Source organism: Pseudomonas sp. UYEF17 (assembly GCF_040546125.1).
In the GTDB taxonomy this organism is placed as follows: domain Bacteria; phylum Pseudomonadota; class Gammaproteobacteria; order Pseudomonadales; family Pseudomonadaceae; genus Aquipseudomonas; species Aquipseudomonas putida_Z.
Genome location: NZ_JBEPNE010000015.1, coordinates 93,634 through 114,107, shown reverse-complemented (window position 1 = coordinate 114,107; position 20,474 = coordinate 93,634). Strand labels below are relative to the sequence as shown.

Below are 20,474 nucleotides of genomic sequence, written 5' to 3'. Positions count from 1 at the left end.
AGCCATCCATGAAGCTCATGGCGAAGACAGTAAACTCACATGACCTGGGGTGATGTAAGGGTTACTCCAAAGAATGCGACATCTCGGTCAAGCACACGGGGACGGCTGCGATGGCAGGCGAACGCAGGCACAAGCGAGCAACATATGGAGCACGCCATCGTTGCTGGCCAACGCTGGGTGAGAGGGGTATGAGAATATGAGAGATAGGAAATGGCGTCCCAGGCAGGAATTGAACCTGCAACCTTCCCCTTAGGAGGGGGATGCTCTATCCAATTGAGCTACTGAGACGCAAGTACCGGCAGCGGACGCTGCACAGCAGGACGGCCAGCATGTTAACCAGCATGCTGGCGTTTGTCATGCCTCAAGCGGGCTTTTTCGCGTAATCCTTTTCTGCCAATGCTACACCTGCGGCAGCACGCCTTCATCACGCAAAAGCGCGAACAATGCCGCGACCGCGGTTTCCAGGGTGGTGGAGTTGTCCAGCACATGCAGCGACGGATCGGCCAGCGCCTGCAAGCGAGCATTACGTGCCAGGCGCTGCTCGACTTCCTCTGCGCTTTCCCGGCCGCGGGCCACCAAGCGCTCGCGCAGCACCTCGTGCCGGACCTCGACCAGCACTGCCAACAGGTTCGGGTAGCGCCGACGCGCCTCGGCCAGATAAGCCCGCGAACCATTCACCAGCACCGCCCTGCCCTCCGCCAGCCACTGGTCCACCTGCAGTGGAATGCCGTAATCCAGGCCATTGGCTCGCCAATGCATGGCGAACGCGCCTTGCGCGCGCAGTGCTTCGAACTGTTCGGCCGAGACTCCATGGGCGGCTTCGCCCTTGGCTTCGGCCGACCGGGTAATGACGCGACGGGCGATTTCCACCCCGGCGGCTGCCAATCGCTCACGAGAAGCATCGATCAGGGAATCTTTCCCGGAACCCGACGGTCCTACCAGATATATCAACCGACCTGTCCCTGATTGGCGGTCGCTTGCGTCATGTTGCATAGCCACTATGCTCTATGGAGGGAAACCGGCACATTCTAGGGGCTTTCCCAGCCTTTTGCTGCTTTTTACCAGTTTTTGACGGCAAAAGTCTGACGATTGGACAAGTCGGAACATGTAAAACTTTTCAAACCAGTACTCATTTCTGATAATTGGTACTGGCACAAAGCCTTTATCCGGCTCACTATTTGTCACAGAATTGACGCCAAGGAAACGGCGACCATGAGGCAAGATGAGCATCCATTTTTCACAGACGGTTGAACATTTCGTCGTCGCCACGGTCGTACTACCACCCCGTGCGGCCAATTTGAGAACCGCTTCCCCTGAACCAAAATCCGGTCAATTTATATGCGCCCAATGAAACAGGCTATTTATTCGAGCCGCACCGCTGACAAGTTCGTCGTCCGCCTGCCAGACGGGATGCGTGAGCGCATTGCCGAGGTAGCGCGCAACCATCACCGCAGCATGAACTCCGAAATCATCGCGCGCCTGGAACAGAGCCTTATCCAGGAAGGTGCGCTGGGTGACGAGTTGAGCATGCGCCTGGACAGCCCTGAACTGTCCCTGCATGAACGCGAGTTGCTGCAACGCTTCCGCCAACTGTCGCACCGCCAGCAGAACGCGCTGGTCGCCCTCATCGCTCACGATGTGGAAATGGCTGCCGACGCCTCTTGAGGTTTGCAGCCGAACATGAAAAAGCCAGCGTAAGCTGGCTTTTTTGTGGGCTTACCGCCGCTGTAGGATCACTGCCTTTGTGGGAGCGGCCTTGTGTCGCGAAAGGGCCGCAAAGCGGCCCCGCGATGCCAGCGGCACTGCGCATACTTCCGGGGCTGCTTTGCAGCCCTTTCGCGACACAAGGCCGCTCCCACAAGAACCTCATCAGCTTGTGGAAGTTAAACGGCTACAGCAGGAACAGCGTGGCCAGCCCGAGGAAGATGAAGAACCCGCCGCTGTCGGTCACCGCGGTAATCATCACGCTGGAGCCCATCGCCGGGTCGCGCCCCAGGCGCGTCAGGGTCATCGGGATCAACACTCCCATCAAGGCCGCCAACAGCAGGTTCAAGGTCATCGCCGCAGTCATCACCAGGCCCAACGACCAACTGCCATACAGCCAGAACGCCACCGCACCGATCACCCCGCCCCAGATCAGGCCGTTGAGCAGCGATACCGCCAGCTCCTTGCGCATCAGGCGGCTGGTGTTGCCCGGCGACACTTGGTCCAGCGCCATGGCGCGCACGATCATGGTGATGGTCTGGTTACCGGAGTTGCCACCAATACCCGCCACGATCGGCATCAGCGCAGCCAGGGCCACCAGCTTCTCGATCGAACCTTCGAACAGGCCGATCACTCGCGACGCAACGAAAGCAGTAATCAGGTTGATGGCCAACCAGGCCCAGCGGTTGCGCAGCGAACGCCAGACCGAGGCGAAGATGTCTTCTTCCTCGCGCAAACCGGCCATGTTCAGCACTTCGCTCTCGCTTTCTTCACGAATCAGGTCGACCATTTCGTCGATGGTCAAGCGGCCGATCAGGCGTTCGTTCTTGTCCACGACCGGCGCAGATACCAGGTCATAACGCTCGAAGGCCTGCGCCGCATCATAGGCATCTTCCTCGGGGTGGAAGGAGACCGGGTCGGTCGCCATGACTTCCGCCACCTTCTTTTCCGGGTCATTGACCAGCAGGCGCTTGATCGGCAATACGCCCTTGAGAATGCCGTCATAGTCGACCACGAACAGTTTGTCGGTGTGGTTCGGCAGCTCTTTCAGGCGGCGCAGGTAGCGCAACACCACTTCCAGGCTGACGTCTTCGCGGATGGTTACCATCTCGAAGTCCATCAGCGCACCAACCTGCTCCTCGTCGTAGCTCAGCGCCGAACGCACGCGCTCGCGTTGCTGGGCATCGAGGGTTTCCATCAGCTCGTGAACAACGTCACGCGGCAGCTCAGGAGCCAGGTCGGCCAGCTCGTCGGCGTCCATTTCCTTGGCGGCGGCGAGCAGTTCGTGATCGTCCATGTCGGCGATCAGCGATTGCCGCACGGCGTCGGACACTTCCAGCAGGATGTCGCCATCGCGATCCGAGCGCACCAGCTGCCAGACCGTCAGGCGGTCTTCCAGGGGCAAGGCTTCGAGGATGTAGGCGATGTCGGCGGGGTGCAGGTCATCGAGCTTGCGCTGCAGCTCGACGAGGTTCTGGCGGTGGACCAGGTTTTCCACCAGGTCGTTGTGGGCGCCTTCCTGACGATGGGTCAGGTCTTCGACCACGCGCTGGCGTTGCAGCAGTTCGACCACCTGGGCCAGGCGGTCCTGCAGGCTTTCCTGCGCTTTTTTTACTTCTACTTCAGTCATAGGCGAACTCCACTCCCAGCAGCGGAGCACGCCGGGAGAATCAATCGGTCAGATCTTTCTGTATGAATCTTGTTAGCGAGTAACTACTGGGTAAGTCCATGGTGGTTTTCCACAAGCCCCGGCGGGGCTGACGGGCGCAATCATACACTGCTAAAGCTGTCAGATCGCTTAAAATTTTGGCCAGAACAATCGTTTGCGTGATAAAGCTGGGACAACGCTCGAGGCTATCAGTGCGACGGTGGGTCTGGCGGTCAAGTTACATTTGTTGTGTGCCGGATGTGCATGCGGTGCCTGATCGATCTTGGGGCTGCTTTGCAGCCCATCGCGACACAAGGCCGCTCCTACAAGGGATCGCGTACTTCTGTAGGAGCGGCCTTGTGTCGCGAAAGGGTCGCGCAGCGACCCCAAAGGCACACGCTCAATCTACAGAAGAGCTTAGATCGACATCACCAACAATTCATTGGCGCAGAAAAACAAAAAGCCCGCTCAATTGAGCGGGCTTCTTGATTTGGTGTGGCGGACTCAGGAGGATTCGAACCTCCGACCGCTCGGTTCGTAGCCGAGTACTCTATCCAGCTGAGCTATGAGTCCGTGGTGGTATTTTTTAGACCAGGTTACCACTGGTTGGTTGAAGTGCCTTTGCAAGCAGAGCCACTTCAAAAAGTGGCGGACTCAGCAGGATTCGAACCTGCGACCGCTCGGTTCGTAGCCGAGTACTCTATCCAGCTGAGCTATGAGTCCGCGATGGTAGTTTTAGACCAGATTACCACTGGTTGTTTGAAGCAGCCTTGCAAACAAAGCCACTTCAAAAGTGGCGGACTCAGGAGGATTCGAACCTCCGACCGCTCGGTTCGTAGCCGAGTACTCTATCCAGCTGAGCTATGAGTCCGTGTCTTGCCGCGCATTATAGGTCGCTGAAACATTTTTGCAAGAACTTTTTCGTTTAAAATCAACTACTTAGCGTTCTTACTGCTTACAGCGCCCTAAGCGAATAATGGCGGTGAAGGGGGGATTCGAACCCCCGATACCCTTATGAGGTATACTCCCTTAGCAGGGGAGCGCCTTCGGCCACTCGGCCACCTCACCGCAACACGAGGCGAATATTAAACAGGCTCTTCCTCGTTTGCAACCCTTTTTTTGAAAAAAACTTCAAAAAAATTAAAGGCTTGGCTCCTCGTCCTTCTCTTTCTTGATCCGCAGGTAGATTTCCTCGCGGTGCACAGCCACTTCTTTCGGGGCGCTGACGCCAATACGCACCTGGTTGCCTTTGACGCCGAGCACCGTCACGGTGATCTCGCCGTCTCCAATGATCAGGCTCTCGGCGCACCGACGAGTCAGAATCAACATAGCTTTCTCCTTACGCAAAACATTCAGGGGTAACAGTCTTGGGTGTCGCGGCCTGGTCGTGGACGACGACCAGGGCCCGGTTACTCGCCACACAGGGCAGGACAGGCCTGTGTGGCGAGCAGAAACGCGAAGGGCGCGGCAAGCCGCGCCCTTCCAGGCAGCGTATTACTCGCTCTGTCGTGCCGGAGCGTCGAGCTCGAACGCGGTGTGCAGCGCGCGTACGGCCAGCTCCAGGTACTTCTCTTCGATCACGACCGAAACCTTGATCTCGGAGGTGGAGATCATCTGGATATTGATGCTCTCCTTGGCCAGGGCTTCGAACATGCGGCTGGCAACACCGGCGTGCGAACGCATGCCGACGCCAACGATCGAGACCTTGGCGATCTTGGTGTCGCCGATCACTTCACGGGCACCGATTTCGCGGGCAGTGTTTTCCAGCACGCTCTGCGCCTTCTCGTACTCGTTGCGGTGTACGGTGAAGGTGAAGTCGGTGGTGTTATCGTGGGCAACGTTCTGCACGATCATGTCGACCTCGATGTTCGAGGCGCTGATCGGGCCGAGGATCTTGAAGGCCACGCCCGGGGTGTCCGGCACGCCGCGAATGGTCAGCTTGGCTTCATCACGGTTGAAGGCGATACCGGAAATGATCGGCTGTTCCATGGATTCCTCTTCATCAATGGTAATGAGGGTACCCGGACCCTCCTTGAAGCTGTGCAGCACGCGCAGCGGAACGTTGTACTTGCCGGCGAACTCCACCGAACGGATCTGCAGCACCTTGGAACCGAGGCTGGCCATTTCCAGCATCTCTTCGAAGGTGATCTTCTCCAGGCGCTGGGCCTGCGGCACAACGCGCGGGTCGGTGGTGTAGACGCCATCGACGTCGGTGTAGATCTGGCACTCGTCAGCCTTCAGCGCAGCCGCCAGGGCCACGCCCGTGGTGTCGGAGCCACCACGGCCCAGGGTGGTGATGCTGCCGTGCTCGTCGACGCCCTGGAAGCCCGCTACCACGACCACGCGGCCTTCCTTGAGGTCGGCACGAATCTTCTGGTCGTCGATCTGCAGGATGCGCGCCTTGTTGTGCGCGCTGTCGGTGAGAATGCGCACCTGGTTGCCGGTGTAGGACACCGCTGGCACACCACGCTTGATCAAGGCCATGGTCAGCAAGGCAATGGTGACCTGCTCACCGGTCGACACGATCACATCCAGTTCACGCGGAACCGGCTGATCGGTGATCTGCTTGGCCAGGTCGATCAGGCGATTGGTTTCACCGCTCATGGCCGACAGCACAACCACCAGGTCGTCGCCCGCCTCACGGTGTTTCTTGACCTTATCGGCTACCTGCTCGATCCGCTCGATGGAACCGACAGAGGTGCCGCCAAATTTCTGTACGATCAACGCCATTTCAATGGTGCCTCAGCCCATACAGGGCCCCAAAAAACAATCCAACATGAAGAGGCCGGATGGGAGTGGCCTGTGTGGCTAATTCTTGCACTCGAATTTGAGCGCAAGAATTAGCCGTACAGGCCCCTAGACCGCCGGCCCCCTCATCTCAAAGTCCCTGCTCTGCGAATGGCACGGCCAGCGCCAGGGCCTGGTCCAGTGCAGCGACGTCGACGCCGCCACCCTGGGCCATGTCCGGACGGCCACCGCCCTTGCCACCCACCGCCGCAGCGGCTTGTTTCATCAGATCGCCAGCCTTGAGTTGGCTGGAGAGGTCCTTGGTCACGCCGGCCACCAGCACGACCTTGCCCTCATGCTCGCTGCCCAGCAGGATCACTGCGTGGCCGAGCTTGTTCTTCAGCTGATCGACCAGCGCCAGCAGGGCCTTGCCGTCCTGCCCATCCAGGCGGGCGGCGAGCACCTTGGCGCCCTTGACCTCAACGGCCGCGTTGGAGAGATCATCCCCGGCGGCGCTGGCGGCCTTGGCCTGCAGCTGTTCCAGCTGCTTCTCCAGCTGGCGGTTGCGCTCGAGCACAGCCGACAGCTTGTCGATCAGGTTGTCGCGATTACCCTTCACCAGCTGCGCGGCTTCCTTGACCTGCTCTTCGGCAGCGTTCAGGTAGGCCAGCGCAGCAGCGCCGGTGACCGCTTCGATACGGCGCACGCCAGAGGCCACGCCGCCTTCGCTGATGATCTTGAACAGGCTGATGTCACCGGTGCGCTTGGCGTGGATACCGCCGCACAGCTCCACCGAGAAATCGCCGCCCATGCTCAGCACACGCACGGTATCGCCGTACTTCTCGCCGAACAGCGCCATGGCACCCTTGGCCTTGGCGGTTTCGATGTCGGTCAGTTCGGTTTCCACCGCAGTGTTCTTGCGCACTTCGCGGTTGACGATGTCTTCCAGGGCCTTGATCTGCTCCGGTTTCACCGCCTCGAAGTGGCTGAAGTCGAAACGCAGGCGCTGGCTGTCGACCAACGAGCCTTTCTGCTGCACGTGCTCGCCCAGTACCTGGCGCAGCGCTTCGTGCAGCAGGTGGGTGGCGGAGTGGTTCAGCGAGGTGGCGTGCTGCACGTCGGCATCGACCTTGGCCTGGACCGGCGAACCGATCACCAGCGCACCGCTGGCGACCACGCCGTGGTGCAGGAAGGCACCACCGGTCTTGGTGGTGTCGCGCACGTCGAAGCGCGCAGCGCCAGCCTGCAGGTAGCCGGTGTCACCCACCTGGCCACCGGATTCGGCGTAGAACGGCGTGCGGTCGAGCACGACCACGCCCTGCTCGCCTTCACCCAGCTGGTCGACGGCCTGGCCGTCCTTGTACAGGGCGATGATCTTGCCCTGGCCTTCGGTGGCATCGTAGCCGAGGAACTCGGTGGCGCTGTCGACCTTGACCAGGCTGTTGTAGTCCATGCCGAAGGCGCTGGCGGAACGGGCGCGCTCACGCTGGGCGTCCATCTCGCGCTCGAAGCCGGCTTCGTCGATGGTCAGCTCGCGCTCGCGGGCGATGTCGGCGGTCAGGTCCATCGGGAAGCCGTAGGTGTCGTACAGCTTGAACACCACGTCGCCCGGCACCACATCACCCTCGAGCTGGGCCAGGTCCTGCTCGAGGATACGCAGGCCCTGCTCCAGGGTCTTGGCGAACTGTTCTTCTTCAGCCTTGAGCACGCGCTCGATGTGCGCCTGCTGGCTGTTCAGTTCCGGGAAGGCCTCGCCCATTTCAGCGACCAGCGCGGCAACGATCTGGTAGAAGAAGCTGCCTTTGGCGCCCAGCTTGTTACCGTGGCGGCAGGCGCGACGAATGATGCGGCGCAGCACGTAGCCACGGCCTTCGTTGGACGGCAGCACGCCGTCGGCGATCAGGAAGCCGCACGAACGGATGTGGTCGGCGACCACTTTCAGCGAGGCCTGGCCCTCATTGCTGCAACCGATGGCCTTGGCCGCGGCCGACAGCAGGTTCTGGAACAGGTCGATCTCGTAGTTCGAGTGCACGTGCTGCAGCACGGCGCTGACGCGCTCCAGGCCCATGCCGGTGTCTACCGACGGCGCTGGCAGCGGGTGCAGCACGCCGTCGGCGGTGCGGTTGAACTGCATGAAGACGTTGTTCCAGATCTCGATGTAGCGATCGCCGTCTTCTTCCGGCGAGCCGGGTGGGCCGCCCCAGATGTCCGGGCCGTGGTCGTAGAAGATCTCGGTGCACGGGCCGCACGGGCCGGTGTCGCCCATGGTCCAGAAGTTGTCGGAGGCGTACGGGGCGCCCTTGTTGTCGCCGATGCGCACCATGCGCTCGGCCGGCACGCCGACTTCCTTGGTCCAGATATCGTAGGCTTCGTCGTCAGTGGCGTAGACGGTGACCCAGAGCTTTTCCTTGGGCAGGTTCAGCCATTTTTCCGAAGTCAGGAAGGTCCAGGCGAAGGTGATCGCATCGCGCTTGAAATAGTCACCGAAGCTGAAGTTGCCCAGCATTTCGAAGAAGGTGTGGTGACGCGCGGTGTAACCGACGTTTTCCAGGTCGTTGTGCTTGCCGCCGGCGCGCACGCACTTCTGGCTGCTGACGGCACGCGTGTAGGCACGCTTCTCCGCACCGAGGAAGCAGTCCTTGAACTGGTTCATGCCGGCATTGGTGAACAGCAGGGTCGGGTCGTTGTTCGGGATCAGCGAACTGGAGGCGACTCGGGTATGTCCCTGCTCTTCGAAGAAGCGAAGGAAGGCTTCACGGATTTCTGCGCTTTTCATAGGTTCTTCCACGGAAACGGCGGCCGTTTGGGCTAATACGTCGAATCGACGAAACGACGGCAAAGGGCGCCATTATATCCAGCCTGAACGGGAGATACAGTGTGTTTGTACACCAGAACAGCAATCGGCGGATGAAAAGCCGTTCATGAGCACGGCCAGGGCGGAAAAGCAGACCTGCAGGCCCACCCATGCGGTACATAAGCAACACCTGACCCGCGCAGTGGAACGGGATCCTGCCGGCCCACCCTCACTGCCGGAGCACTCCATGCCTGAGCTGAACCTCTCCAAACTCCACTCGGACCCGCATCCGCTACCCCACGGCATCATGCAGGCCAACCCGAGACCGATCTACTACATCGACGCACGGGAACCCGGCCACTCGCAAACCGCCTTCGACAATGACGAAGACAACCCTCGGCAGCAGACCGAGGTCAAGTACATCCAGGCCGACGAAAATGTGCGAATCACCCTCGAACGCGCCTATCCATTGGGGCGGCGCTATCACCGCAGCACCCAGAACAGCGAGCTGCTGGTCTTCAACGTGGCCCCGCGTGCGCTGCGCGCGAATGAGCAGCAAAAGCGCGTACGTATCGCCCCGCGCGAATGCCTGCTGGAAGTGACCATCAACGATGCGGTATTCATGGTCGCCGCGCATACCGCCCAAGCCATCGCCATTCGCCTCACCGATGGCAATCACCACATCGTCATCGCCCGGGAGGTAAAGAAGACGGTGCTGATCGACATGATAGGGAGCGGCAACAGGATCGAGACCGGCGCAGGTATCGTCCACATCGACGCCCATACCGGCACGCACCAGATTGTGGTCGGTAGCGGCCCGGTACTCATCGACAAGGGCAACGCGGTCGTCAACGTCACGGGGCACCGCCTGCTTGGCAGCGAATCCTCCAGGGTCGAGCTCTACCGCGATACCGAAAACGATGCACGACTGGCCCGGCCCGTGACGGCCGAACATCAGGCCCAGGACAATATCGGCGTGCGAGTGACGGGTAGCGACCCGTTCAGGCAAGCAGCACAGGATGCGCTGGAGCTGCTGCGCAAACTACCCTGCGGCCAGGCGCTGCTGGCGGCCCTGGATAAAAAGGCCGGGCAGTCCGGGACACCGATCAGCCTGATCGAAGCATCCAGACACCAATTCACGACCTATACACCCAGCGACCACGAAGAAGATGAAGACGAAGGCCACTTCATCATCGACGAAAACCAGAGTAGCTGGGGCTACAGCGGCGGCACCCTGGCATACAACCCAGGCTGGTCGACCGCAGCGCAACTGCCACTACTCGACCTGTATCGTTGCTTGTGCCAAGGCTGGAACTCGATGTCAGGCACCGTCTTTCCGGGCCAGACCGAGGTCCAAGGCAAAAACGGCGCTTACCCGGTGGACAACCTGCTGCTACAGAGCATCGGCTTACCCACCGATTGCAGGTTCACATTCGGCGGCAGCACCGCCCTGAACACCAACCCACCCGCCTTCACTGAGAACGGGCTACGTCAGGCGCTGCAACTGGAGCTGCGCACACAGCCGTGAGCTCAGTGCATCGGGGCCAGCTCAGCCTAGTCGCTGGCCGGAGTCAGGAACGATCAGAATCCCCGCCCTGAGGCCATTCTTGACCTTGGGGTTGGGGAAGATGATGCGCGCGCCCTCCTCCTCGACCACCCAGCGCGTCTCGGCCAGGTCTTCGGCCAGCAGATAACCCTTGCTCAGCTCGGAAAAATTCTCGATGTCCGCCGGCAGGTGCAGGTGGAAGCTGTCGCTGTGCTTGATGATCTCGCGGGACACGCTGAACAGCTGCAAGCCATCCAGAGAGCCTTCGCCCTGTGGCTCGGTGTCTTCGATGATGTGGATCAGCCTCGCTTCCAGCTTGTCGAGGTTGACCAGCTCGTTCTGACCGAACGGGCGGGCCTTGCCCAACTCCAGGGTGAAGGCTTCGGCCTCCAGCTGCTCGTAGGTGAAGGCGCTGAAGGTGATGGAGGATTTGCTCTGCAGCAACACCGCCTCCATGCCCGCCGCCGCCAGGCGTGCCAGCTCGCGACGGGAATGCTTGCGCCCCTCTTTATAAGGGTACAAGGCGAACTGCTCGATCTTCGAGCCGCGGATGGCGGTATGCAGGTCGTAGTGCAGGCGGTTGCGCCCCGGCTTGCTGAAGAACACCCGGGCGAACTGTTCCAGCTCGGCGGCACGCAATGCCTCGAAGCCACTGGACAGCTCGTGGCGGCCGTTGAACAGGCGGTTGATGTCCTGCTCGATGAAGCGCTCGCCCTTGCGGATCGCTGCCGGGTTGCCGAACAGGAACAGCACCCGGGCCTTGGGTTTGATCTTGCCGTTGGCCACGCCATGCAGCAGCCGCTCGAGCAACTCGATCGGTGCCGTTTCGTTGCCGTGGATGCCGGCGGACAACAGCAAGTCCAGCCCGCAATCCTCGCTTTCGGCCGGGCGCACTTCGAGCGCGCCCTCCCCCAGCCAACGCAAACGCGCGCCCTTGGGTGTCACTTGGGTCTTCTCGGCCGGTTCGTGATCGGTGAGGGTCAGCTCAAGCAATTTGCCAAGGGCGAGCATAGGTACTTCCTTAGTGGTGGTGGCCGCAGTCGGGGCCATGGACGTGATCGTCGTCTTCGCCGACCTCCGCCGGTTCCATTTCCAGCTGCAGGCTGACCAGGTTGGTGGCCATCGGGCGCAGCAGCAGGTTGGCGTACTCGGTGTCGTCTTCCTCGACATCCACGCCGATCAGCAGCTGGCCACGACCATCCTGCTGAATCCACACTTCCTTGCCTTGCCAGACCACGGCAAAGCGGGTGCAGGAAGTTTCCAGCTGGGTGCCGTCTTCATCTTCCAGGATAAGGCGCAGGGCGTCGGTCATTGCAAAGTCTCTCTTCAAGGTTGGCGTTGGAACGGATACACCGAGCCCAACTTCAGGATCTGGGTCAATTCGTCCAGTGCCGTACGGCATTCCACCAGCAACTGCGGGTCGGCCAGGTCCGCCTCGCCAAGGCGATCGCGGTAATGCTTGTCGACCCACAGCAGCAGGGTGTCGTACAGCGAGGCGGTCATGATAACGCCTTGGTTGACCGCTGCCAGTTCCGTTTCCTTCAACGCCACGCGCAAACGCAGGCAAGCCGGCCCACCGCCGTTCTGCATGCTCTGCTTGAGGTCGAACACCTTGACCTCTTTCACCGCGCCGCCCTGGCTGGTCAACTGGCCCAGGTAGGCCCAGACCCGCTCGTTGTTGCGGCACTCTTCCGGCACCACCAACAGCATGGAGCCGTCGTCGCGGCTGAGCAGCTGGCTGTTGAACAGGTAGGAACGCACCGCGTCCTCCACCGTCACCGCTGCCCGCGGCACGCAGATGGCCTGGAAGTTGCCACCCTTGCTGGCCAGTTTAGCTCGCAGCTGGCCAAGTACCGCGTCGGTGTCGAGGAAAGCGTCCTCGTGGTAGAACAGCACCTCGCCGTTACCCACCGCAATTACATCGTTATGGAACACGCCCTGGTCGATCACGGCCGGGTTCTGTTGAGCGTAGACCACGCCGTCATCGCTCAGGCCATGCAGCCGGGCCACAGCCTGGGAAGCCTCCAGGGTTTGCCGGGCCGGGTACTTCTGCGGCGCCGGGTAGCGGCTGTCGAAGGCGCTGCGGCCGTAGACGAAGAACTCCACGCCGGCCTCGCCATATGCACGGCAGAAGCGCGTATGGTTGGCCGCCCCCTCGTCACCGAACTGCGCCACGGCAGGCAGTGCCTCGTGGTGGGCAAAGTGCTTGTCGTTGCTGAACATGGCACCCAGCACACGGCTGGTGGTCGGGTGCTCGATGCTGCGATGGTACTTGCAGTTGAGGTTGGCAGCAGTAAAGTGCACGCGGCCATCGGCTGTGTCGGCACTGGGGCTGACCGTGGCGGCGTTGGCCACCCACATGCTCGAGGCCGAGCAGCTGGCCACCAGCAATGGCATGGCCTCCTTGGCGGCGCGCTGGATCACTTCGGCATCGCTGCCGCTGAAGCCCAGGCGGCGCAGTGCGGCCACGTCGGGGCGCTCCTGCGGCGCCAGCACGCCCTGCTTGAAGCCCATGTCGGCCAGCGCTTTCATCTTCGCCAGGCCCTGGCGCGCGGCTTCGCGCGGGTTGGAACCCTGCTGGCTGTTGCTCTGCGAAGCCACGTTGCCGTAGGACAGGCCGCCATAGTTGTGGGTAGGCCCCACCAGGCCATCAAAATTCACTTCATAGGATTTCATCGGCTAGGCTCCGTGACCTGTTGTTATAGGGTGACGCCCGGCGTCAGGGTTGCCGGCAAGGCAAGGCTGGCGGTCTCCAGCGAAGCCACGGGGTAAGCGCAGTAGTCCGCCGCGTAATAGGCGCTGGCGCGATGGTTGCCACTGGCGCCCACGCCGCCGAACGGCGCACTGCTGGCGGCACCGGTCAGTTGCTTGTTCCAGTTGACGATGCCGGCGCGGCTACGCAGCCAGAAGTACTGGTAACGGGCGCGGGAATCGGACAGCAAGCCGGCAGCCAGGCCGTACTGGGTGTTGTTGGCCTCATCGATGGCGGCATCGAAGTCGGCATAGCGGATCACCTGCAGCAGCGGGCCGAAGAACTCTTCGTCCGGGCGCTCGGCCACGGCGGTGACATCGACAATGCCCGGGGTCAGCAGTGCGGCATCGGCCTGTGGCTGGGTCATTTCCAGCAGCTTGACGGCGCCCTTGGCGACCAGTTCGGCCTGGGCTGCAATCAGCGCCCGCGCTGCCTGCAGCGAAATCACCGAGCCCATGAACGGCGCCGGTTGCTGGTCGAACGCACCGACCGTGATGGATCTGCTCACCTCGACCAGGCGCGCGATCAGCGCATCGCCCCAGGCGCCTTGCGGCACCAGCAGACGGCGGGCGCAGGTGCAGCGCTGGCCGGCGGAAATGAACGCCGACTGGATAATGGTGTACACCGCCGCATCGAGGTCCTTGACCTCATCCACCACCAGCGGGTTGTTGCCGCCCATTTCCAGGGCCAAAATCTTGTCCGGGCGGCCGGCGAACTGCTGGTGCAGCAGGTTGCCGGTGCGGCTGGAGCCGGTGAAGAACAAGCCATCGATACCCGGGTTGGCGGCCAGCGCCACACCGGTTTCGCGCGCGCCCTGCACCAGGTTGAGCACACCCGCCGGCAGCCCGGCGGCAATCCAGCAATTGACGGTCAGCTCGGCGACCTTGGGCGTCAGCTCACTGGGCTTGAACACCACGCAGTTGCCCGCCAGCAGCGCCGGCACGATATGGCCGTTGGGCAGGTGGCCGGGGAAGTTGTAAGGGCCGAACACCGCCACCACACCATGGGGCTTGTGCCGCAGCACGGCCGTGGCATCGGCCAGCGGGCCGCTCTTTTCGCCGGTGCGCTCGCGGTAGCTCTGCACCGAGATCGCTACCTTGTTGATCATGCTGGTGACTTCGGTCGCCGACTCCCACAGGGGCTTGCCGGTTTCCTCACCGATGCACTGGGCCATGGCTTCGGCATGCGCTTTCAGTTGCGTGGCGAACTTCTCCAGCAAATCGATACGCGCTTCCAGGCTCAATTGCGCCCAGGCCGGGAACGCCTGACGGGCTGCCTGCACGGCGGCATCCACCTGGCTGGCGTCAGCACCCTGCCCCTCCCAGACGACGGCTTGCGTCACCGGGTTGAGCGACTGCAGGGTTTCACCCTGGCCAACCTGCCAATTGCCTGCGATGTAATGCGTGGTCATTTACTGGGCCTCCCGGCTTGCCGACAGCGGCACGGCGCGCACGTTGTCGCCGGCGCCCATGCGCAGGCGCTTGGCGGTCAGGGGGTCGACCACCAGGGTACCGGCAGCCAGCCGCGCAGGTGCGGCCGTGATGCGGCAGTCGTCGCGCTTGCGGTTGTGGATGATGTAAGGCGTCGCGTCATCGCCCGGCGTGCCCACCGCCAGCACCAGGGTCTGGCTCTCGCGCACGGCGCGGATCTTGGAGGTGTCGCACTCGATGGCGGGGCCGGCGTCGAAGATGTCGACGTAGCCCTGATAGTTGAAGCCTTCCTGCTTGAGCATCGCCAGCGCCGGCTCGGTGTCCTTGTGCACGCGGCCGATCACGTTGCGCGCTGCCTCGGACAGGAAGCAGGTGTACAGCGGGAACTTCGGCATCAGTTCGGCAATGAACGACTTGTTGCCCACGCCGGTGAGGTAGTCGGCCTGGCTGAACTCCATCTTGAAGAAGTGCCGGCCCAGGCTTTCCCAGAACGGCGAGCGGCCCTGCTCGTCGGACATGCCGCGCATTTCGGCGATGATCTTCTTGCCGAACAGCTCGGGGAACTCGGCGATGAACAGCATGCGCGCCCGCGACAGCAGGCGGCCGTTGAGGCCGGAGCGGTAGTCGCTGCGCAGGAACAGCGAGCACAGCTCGGAGTTGCCGGTCAGGTCGTTGGCCAGGAACAGGGTGGGGATTTCGCGGTAGATCTTCAGCTCCTGCGAGGCGCTGACGGTCAGGCCGACCCGGTAGTTGTACCAAGGCTCGCGCAGGCCGACGGCACCGGCGATGGCACTGATGCCCACCACCATGCCTTCGTCGTTTTCCAGCACGAACAGGTAGTCGGTGTCGCCACGCTCGGCTTCGCCGCGGAAGCTCTTCTCCGCCCAGCCAACGCGATGCCCCAGGCGCTCTTCGTTGGCCGGCAGCGTGGTCAGCCCGGTGGTACCGGTGCTGCGTGCCAATTCGATCAACGCAGGCAAATCGCTGCTGCGTACAGGACGAACGATCATGCTATCTCCTTTTGCGGCGGCGGCGGCCGGCGCGAAACTCTTCTAACGCATCAATCCCGAAACGTCTGTTGCCAGACCTCAGACCGCAACCAGACGCACGCTGGCACCCTCGCCCACCCCCAGCGCCTCGGCAGCGGCCGGGCTCAGGCTGACCGGCTTGCCCGGCACCCAGTCCAGGTCCAGCAGTACCGCGCGGTAATCCTGCAACTGGCCGTTGCACACCAGGTACGGGCGCCCGCCCTTGACCGGGGTGTCCTCGAGCTTCACCGGCACCACCCGGCTCTGGGCGATGGAGCGGATACCCGAAGTACGCGCATGCAGGGTCGGGCCACCATCGAAGATGTCGATGTAGTGCTCGGTCTCGAAGCCTTCGCGCATGAGGATGTCGAAGGTAATCTGCGCCCGCGGGTGCACCTGGCCCATGGCTTCCTGCGCCAGGTCAGGCAGCAGCGGCACGTAGATCGGGTAGTGCGGCATCAGTTCGGCGAGGAAGGTGCGGCTCTTCAGGCCGCACAGGCGCTCGGCGTCGGCGTAGTTGAGGTCGAAGAAGTTGCGGCCGATGGCATCCCAGAACGGCGATTCGCCCTGCTCGTCGCTGTAGCCGACGATCTCGGTCACCACCGAGTCGGCGAAACGCTCCGGGTGAGCGGCCATGAACAGCAGGCGACCACGCGAATTGAGCTCGGCCCAGCCACTGTTCACCAGTTCCGGCAGCACATAGAAGCTGGTCAGCAGGCTGTTGCCGGTCAGGTCATGGCACAGCGACAAAACGTGGATCTTGTTATGGATCTTCAGCTCGCGCGAGGCGTGCACGAAGGTCTCGTTACGAAAACTGTAGAACGGCTCGGAGTAGCCGGCCGAAGCGACGATGGCCGAGCAACCGGCCAGCTTGCCGGTTTCGCTGTCCTCGAGCACGAAGAAGTAGCTTTCTTCACCGTTGAAGCTGACCTCGGCGGCGAAGGAAGTCTCGGATGCGGCGATCTTGTCGCCCAGGCGAGCGGTGTCGTCCGGCAGCGAGGTGACACCAATGGGGCTGTCTGCAGCCATGCGCTGCACTTCGTTCAGATCAGCCATTTGCGCGGGGCGCATCACCAGCATGGTGTCACTCCTTTGGAATACGGGCCGCTCACGGCGGCACGGAAAAACGGCAGGTGCACTGGCACCTGCACTGGAATCGGGTATCACCGGCCCGGTGCAGACTCGGGTTGAGCCTGCACCGGGGCCGGCGAAGGAACCGCAGGCGGATCAGCCCTTGGTCAGGGTGGCCACGGCGCGCTCGAAGCGGTCCAGGCCTTCGTCGATGTCGGCGTCTTCAACCACCAGGCTTGGCGCGAAGCGGACCACGTCCGGGCCGGCCTGCAGCACCATCACGCCTTCTTTCTCGGCGGCGTTGAGCACGTCCTTGGCCTTGCCTTTCCAGGCCTCGGTCAACACACAGCCCAGCAGCAGGCCAACGCCACGCACCTGGCTGAACAGGTTGTACTTCTGGCCGATCTGCTCCAGGCGGACCTTGAAGCGCTCATGCTTGGCCTTGATGCCGGCCAGGGTTTCCGGGGTGTTGACCACATCCAGCACCGCGCAGGCGACGGCGCAGCCCAGCGGGTTGCCGCCATAGGTGGTGCCGTGGGTGCCGACGGCCAGGTGCTTGGCCAGCTCGGTGGTGGTCAGCATGGCACCGATCGGGAAACCGCCGCCCAGGCTCTTGGCGCTGGTCAGGATGTCCGGGGTAACGCCGTAGTGCTGGTAGGCATACAGCGAACCGGTACGGCCAACGCCGGTCTGCACTTCGTCGAAGATCAGCAGGGCGTTGTGTTCGTCACACAGTTTGCGCGCGCCTTCCAGGTAGGCCTTGTCGGCCGGCACCACGCCGCTCTCGCCCTGGATCGGCTCGATCACCACGGCGCAGGTCTTGTCGGAAATCTGTGCCTTCAGCGCTTCCAGGTCGTTGTACGGCACATGGCTGATGCCGGTGATCTTCGGGCCGAAGCCATCGGAGTACTTCGGCTGGCCACCGACGCTTACGGTGAACAGGGTACGGCCGTGGAAGCTGTTCACGGTGGCGATGATTTCGTGCTTTTCCGGGCCGAAGCGGTCGTGGGCAACGCGACGGGCCAGCTTGAAGGCGGCCTCGTTGGACTCGGCGCCGGAGTTGCAGAAGAACGCACGGTCGGCAAAGGTGGCGTCCACCAGCTTGTGGGCCAGGCGCAGGGCCGGCTCGTTGGTGAACACGTTGGATACGTGCCAGAGGGTGTTGGCTTGCTCGGTCAGGGCCTTGACCAATGCCGGGTGGCAGTGGCCCAGGGCGTTGACCGCGATGCCACCGGCAAAGTCGATCAATTCGCGACCGGACTGGTCCCAGACGCGGGAACCCTCGCCTCGCACAGGAATGAAGGCCGCCGGAGAATAGTTGGGGACCATGACCTGGTCGAAATCGGCACGTTGCACCGGGGCTTGCTCAACGGACATCTGAGTCTCCTGAAGAGGAACGCTGGCCTGGAAGTGGCGAGCGATGGGGGGATTGTAAGGACTGATCCGCGCCTGTCCTTGCGGCCAAGCGACAACTTGTTACAGCGCAAAACCCAGTTTTGACAAGGCTTTCGGCAATGCGACAAACACTGTCGCAATCGCGCAGTGTACGGGAGAGAGGGGGCTGGGTGAACGGGTGTACACGAAGGTTTGTGAGGGGCTGGCTACCTGGTGAATCGTGCAGGATGTCCGGCGAGGTTCGTGTGGCGCCTGTGAGATCGAGCGCCGCCCGCGCGGCGCTTCGCAGCACAAGGCTGCTCCTACATCTGTTTCGGGCCAGTTATTCCTGAGGCGAGGGCGCGCGACCCCTTGGTGTCCACCTAGATATCGCGTCGGGCAACCCAGGCGGTCGCGTGCGATGGTGCAGGCGTGACTGGCCGGAAACAGATGTAGGAGCAGCCTTGTGCTGCGAAGCGCCGCGCGGGCGGCGCTCGATTTCAGCCCCGCCATCAACCTCAAGGCATACGCCCCGATCCCACCCGGAACCTCAACCCTTTTCGGCAGGCGCCGAGCTCAGTTCGAACGGGCTGCTGCTACGCCGCTGGTTGCGATCCTCCCGCGGCGTTGCGCCAAAGAAGTTGCGGTAGGCACTGGAAAAATGCGGCCCCGAGGAGAAGCCGCAGGACAGCCCGATCTGGATGATCGACTTGCTGGTCTGCATCAGCATCTGCCGCGCCTTGTTCAGCCGCAGCTCCAAGTAGTACTGGCTCGGCACGCGGTTCAGGTACTGCTTGAAGATACGCTCCAGCTGCCGGCGCGAAACGCACACGTGCTGGGCAATTTCGTCGGTGGTCAGCGGCTCTTCGATGTTGGCCTCCATCAGCAGCACCGCCTGGGTCAGCTTGGGGTGGCTGGAGCCCAGGCGGTTCTGCAGCGGAATGCGCTGGCGCTCGCCACCCTCGCGGATGCGCTCGACCACCAGTTCCTCCGACACTGCCCCGGCCAGCTCCGCCCCGTGGTCACGGGCCAGCACCGCCAGCAGCAGGTCGGTCACGGCCATGCCACCACAAGCGGTCAGGCGATCGCGGTCCCAGTCGAACAGGTGACTGGTGGCGATGACCTTGGGGAAGCGCTCGGCAAAATCATCCTGCCAGCGCCAGTGCACCGCAGCCCGGTAACCGTCGAGCAGGCCCAGCATCGCCAGGGGGTAGACCCCAGCCGACAGGCCGCCGATCATGCAGCCACTGCGCGCCAGTTGCTTGAGCGCCGCCGACAACGCAGCCCCCACCGCCGGCGGCTGCTCGTCAGCCAACAGGAACAGCTTTTGGCACCCCTCAAGGCGGCCGTTCCACGGCTCGCCCGGCAGGCGCCAGCTGCCCTCTTGCGCCGGCTCCGCCTGCAGGAAGACCAGCTCGTAGGCCACCTCCGGGTGCACCCGCTGCGCCACCTGCAACACTTCCTCGGCCAGCGCCAGGGTCAAGGGCCGGGTGCTGGGCCAGATGAGAAAACCGATTCGCTGGGTGGTCATAGGGTGCGGTCCGAAACCTGAGGTCGTTCGAGTCTGTGCGCCGGGTCAGGCTGCGCTCGCCGCGCAGCATGCCCTATTCTGGTGCAAAATTGCAGTTTTTACTTCAGGCTGCCGGAGAGGAACTGCTTCAGGCGCTCCGACTGCGGGTTGGCCAGCACTTCACGCGGGCAGCCGGTTTCTTCCACCAGGCCCTTGTGCAGGAACACCAGCTGGTTGGACACCTCACGGGCAAAGCCCATTTCGTGGGTCACCACCACCATGGTGCGGCCTTCCTGGGCCAGCGCCTGCATCACCTTGAGCACATCGCCCACCAGTTCCGGGTCCAGCGCCGAGGTCGGCTCGTCGAACAGCATGACCTCCGGCTCCATGGCCAGCGCCCGGGCAATTGCCACACGCTGCTGCTCGCCGCCGGACATGTGCCCCGGGAAAGCGTCCTTGCGATGAGCGACACCCACCTTGGCCAGATAGTGCTCGGCCTTTTCCAGGGCTTCCTTGCGGTTCACGCCCAGCACGTGCACCGGCGCTTCGATGATGTTTTCCAGCGCGGTCATGTGCGACCACAGGTTGAAGTGCTGGAAAACCATCGACAGGCGCGAGCGCATGCGCTGCAGCTGACGCGGGTCGGCGGCCTTGAGCGCGCCGTCCTTGCCCGGTACCAGCTTCAACTCTTCGTTGTTGAGCAGGATCTTGCCGGCGTGCGGTTGCTCCAGCAGGTTGATGCAGCGCAGGAAGGTCGACTTGCCCGAACCGCTGGAGCCGATGATGCTGATGACATCGCCTGCCTTGGCCGACAGGGACACGCCCTTGAGCACTTCATGGCTGCCGTAGCGCTTGTGCAGGTCTTGGACTTCGAGTTTGTACATGCTGTC

16 protein-coding genes and 5 tRNA genes are annotated in these 20,474 nt (G+C 62.6%); 2 read left to right on the top strand and 19 right to left on the bottom strand.

The genetic code is table 11. From position 1 onward, the window contains the following. Positions 1-211: 211 nt before the first annotated feature. Positions 212-288 (bottom strand) — tRNA-Arg (locus tag ABIB24_RS20385). Between the two features lie 111 nt (positions 289-399). Next, positions 400-993 carry a phosphonate metabolism protein/1,5-bisphosphokinase (PRPP-forming) PhnN gene (gene phnN, locus ABIB24_RS20380; protein ID WP_085589085.1) on the bottom strand — a complete coding sequence of 198 codons (594 nt, stop codon included), beginning with the start codon at positions 991-993 and terminating at the stop codon, positions 400-402. 345 nt (positions 994-1,338) lie between these two features. Between phnN and ABIB24_RS20375 the strand changes: the two genes are divergently transcribed. Beyond that, complete coding sequence (locus ABIB24_RS20375) at positions 1,339-1,665, top strand: Arc family DNA-binding protein (RefSeq protein WP_003254499.1); 327 nt, start codon at positions 1,339-1,341, stop codon at positions 1,663-1,665. A 226-nt stretch (positions 1,666-1,891) separates the two neighbouring features. On the opposite strand, the gene mgtE is transcribed toward ABIB24_RS20375, so the two are convergent. The 8 genes from mgtE to alaS form a co-directional block, all read right to left on the bottom strand. After that, positions 1,892-3,334, bottom strand: coding sequence for a magnesium transporter (gene mgtE, locus ABIB24_RS20370; RefSeq protein WP_025340118.1), 1,443 nt, complete (start codon positions 3,332-3,334; stop codon positions 1,892-1,894). A 514-nt stretch (positions 3,335-3,848) separates the two neighbouring features. After that, a tRNA-Arg gene (locus tag ABIB24_RS20365) sits at positions 3,849-3,925 on the bottom strand. Between the two features lie 73 nt (positions 3,926-3,998). Beyond that, positions 3,999-4,075: transfer RNA gene (locus tag ABIB24_RS20360), tRNA-Arg, on the bottom strand. Between the two features lie 71 nt (positions 4,076-4,146). Continuing rightward, positions 4,147-4,223, bottom strand: a tRNA-Arg gene (locus tag ABIB24_RS20355). Between the two features lie 106 nt (positions 4,224-4,329). Further along, positions 4,330-4,420 (bottom strand) — tRNA-Ser (locus ABIB24_RS20350). Between the two features lie 72 nt (positions 4,421-4,492). Further along, positions 4,493-4,681, bottom strand: coding sequence for a carbon storage regulator CsrA (gene csrA / locus ABIB24_RS20345; protein WP_003254503.1), 189 nt, complete (start codon positions 4,679-4,681; stop codon positions 4,493-4,495). A 165-nt stretch (positions 4,682-4,846) separates the two neighbouring features. Beyond that, positions 4,847-6,082: an aspartate kinase gene (locus tag ABIB24_RS20340; protein WP_013973645.1), complete on the bottom strand. Its 1,236-nt coding sequence runs from the start codon at positions 6,080-6,082 to the stop codon at positions 4,847-4,849. A gap of 148 nt (positions 6,083-6,230) precedes the next feature. After that, positions 6,231-8,855, bottom strand: coding sequence for an alanine--tRNA ligase (alaS, locus tag ABIB24_RS20335; protein WP_354317099.1), 2,625 nt, complete (start codon positions 8,853-8,855; stop codon positions 6,231-6,233). A gap of 265 nt (positions 8,856-9,120) precedes the next feature. Here alaS and ABIB24_RS20330 point away from each other — a divergent pair, with 265 nt between their 5' ends. Then, the gene (locus ABIB24_RS20330) at positions 9,121-10,401 is read left to right on the top strand and encodes a M91 family zinc metallopeptidase (protein ID WP_354317097.1); all 1,281 of its coding nucleotides are present in this window, start codon (positions 9,121-9,123) and stop codon (positions 10,399-10,401) included. Between the two features lie 21 nt (positions 10,402-10,422). Here ABIB24_RS20330 and astE read toward each other — a convergent pair whose 3' ends face one another. From astE to ABIB24_RS20285, 9 genes are all read right to left on the bottom strand, one after another. Continuing rightward, a complete protein-coding gene (gene astE / locus ABIB24_RS20325) occupies positions 10,423-11,430 on the bottom strand; it encodes a succinylglutamate desuccinylase (protein ID WP_085589087.1) in 1,008 nt (335 codons plus the stop codon). A 10-nt stretch (positions 11,431-11,440) separates the two neighbouring features. Beyond that, the gene (locus ABIB24_RS20320; RefSeq protein WP_003256592.1) at positions 11,441-11,731 is read right to left on the bottom strand and encodes a topoisomerase II; all 291 of its coding nucleotides are present in this window, start codon (positions 11,729-11,731) and stop codon (positions 11,441-11,443) included. Between the two features lie 14 nt (positions 11,732-11,745). Then, positions 11,746-13,095, bottom strand: coding sequence for an N-succinylarginine dihydrolase (astB, locus tag ABIB24_RS20315; protein ID WP_085614561.1), 1,350 nt, complete (start codon positions 13,093-13,095; stop codon positions 11,746-11,748). 23 nt (positions 13,096-13,118) lie between these two features. Further along, positions 13,119-14,582, bottom strand: coding sequence for a succinylglutamate-semialdehyde dehydrogenase (astD, locus tag ABIB24_RS20310; RefSeq protein ID WP_137164557.1), 1,464 nt, complete (start codon positions 14,580-14,582; stop codon positions 13,119-13,121). Beyond that, positions 14,583-15,611, bottom strand: coding sequence for an arginine N-succinyltransferase (astA, locus tag ABIB24_RS20305; RefSeq protein WP_085589092.1), 1,029 nt, complete (start codon positions 15,609-15,611; stop codon positions 14,583-14,585). 78 nt (positions 15,612-15,689) lie between these two features. After that, positions 15,690-16,709, bottom strand: a complete 1,020-nt coding sequence (gene aruF, locus ABIB24_RS20300; protein WP_085601600.1) for an arginine/ornithine succinyltransferase subunit alpha — start codon at positions 16,707-16,709, stop codon at positions 15,690-15,692. 147 nt (positions 16,710-16,856) lie between these two features. Next, positions 16,857-18,077: an aspartate aminotransferase family protein gene (locus ABIB24_RS20295; RefSeq protein WP_013973653.1), complete on the bottom strand. Its 1,221-nt coding sequence runs from the start codon at positions 18,075-18,077 to the stop codon at positions 16,857-16,859. A gap of 547 nt (positions 18,078-18,624) precedes the next feature. Beyond that, positions 18,625-19,605 carry a transcriptional regulator ArgR gene (gene argR / locus ABIB24_RS20290; protein WP_075045964.1) on the bottom strand — a complete coding sequence of 327 codons (981 nt, stop codon included), beginning with the start codon at positions 19,603-19,605 and terminating at the stop codon, positions 18,625-18,627. Between the two features lie 98 nt (positions 19,606-19,703). Further along, the gene (locus ABIB24_RS20285; protein WP_025340127.1) at positions 19,704-20,468 is read right to left on the bottom strand and encodes an ABC transporter ATP-binding protein; all 765 of its coding nucleotides are present in this window, start codon (positions 20,466-20,468) and stop codon (positions 19,704-19,706) included. Positions 20,469-20,474: the final 6 nt, after the last annotated feature.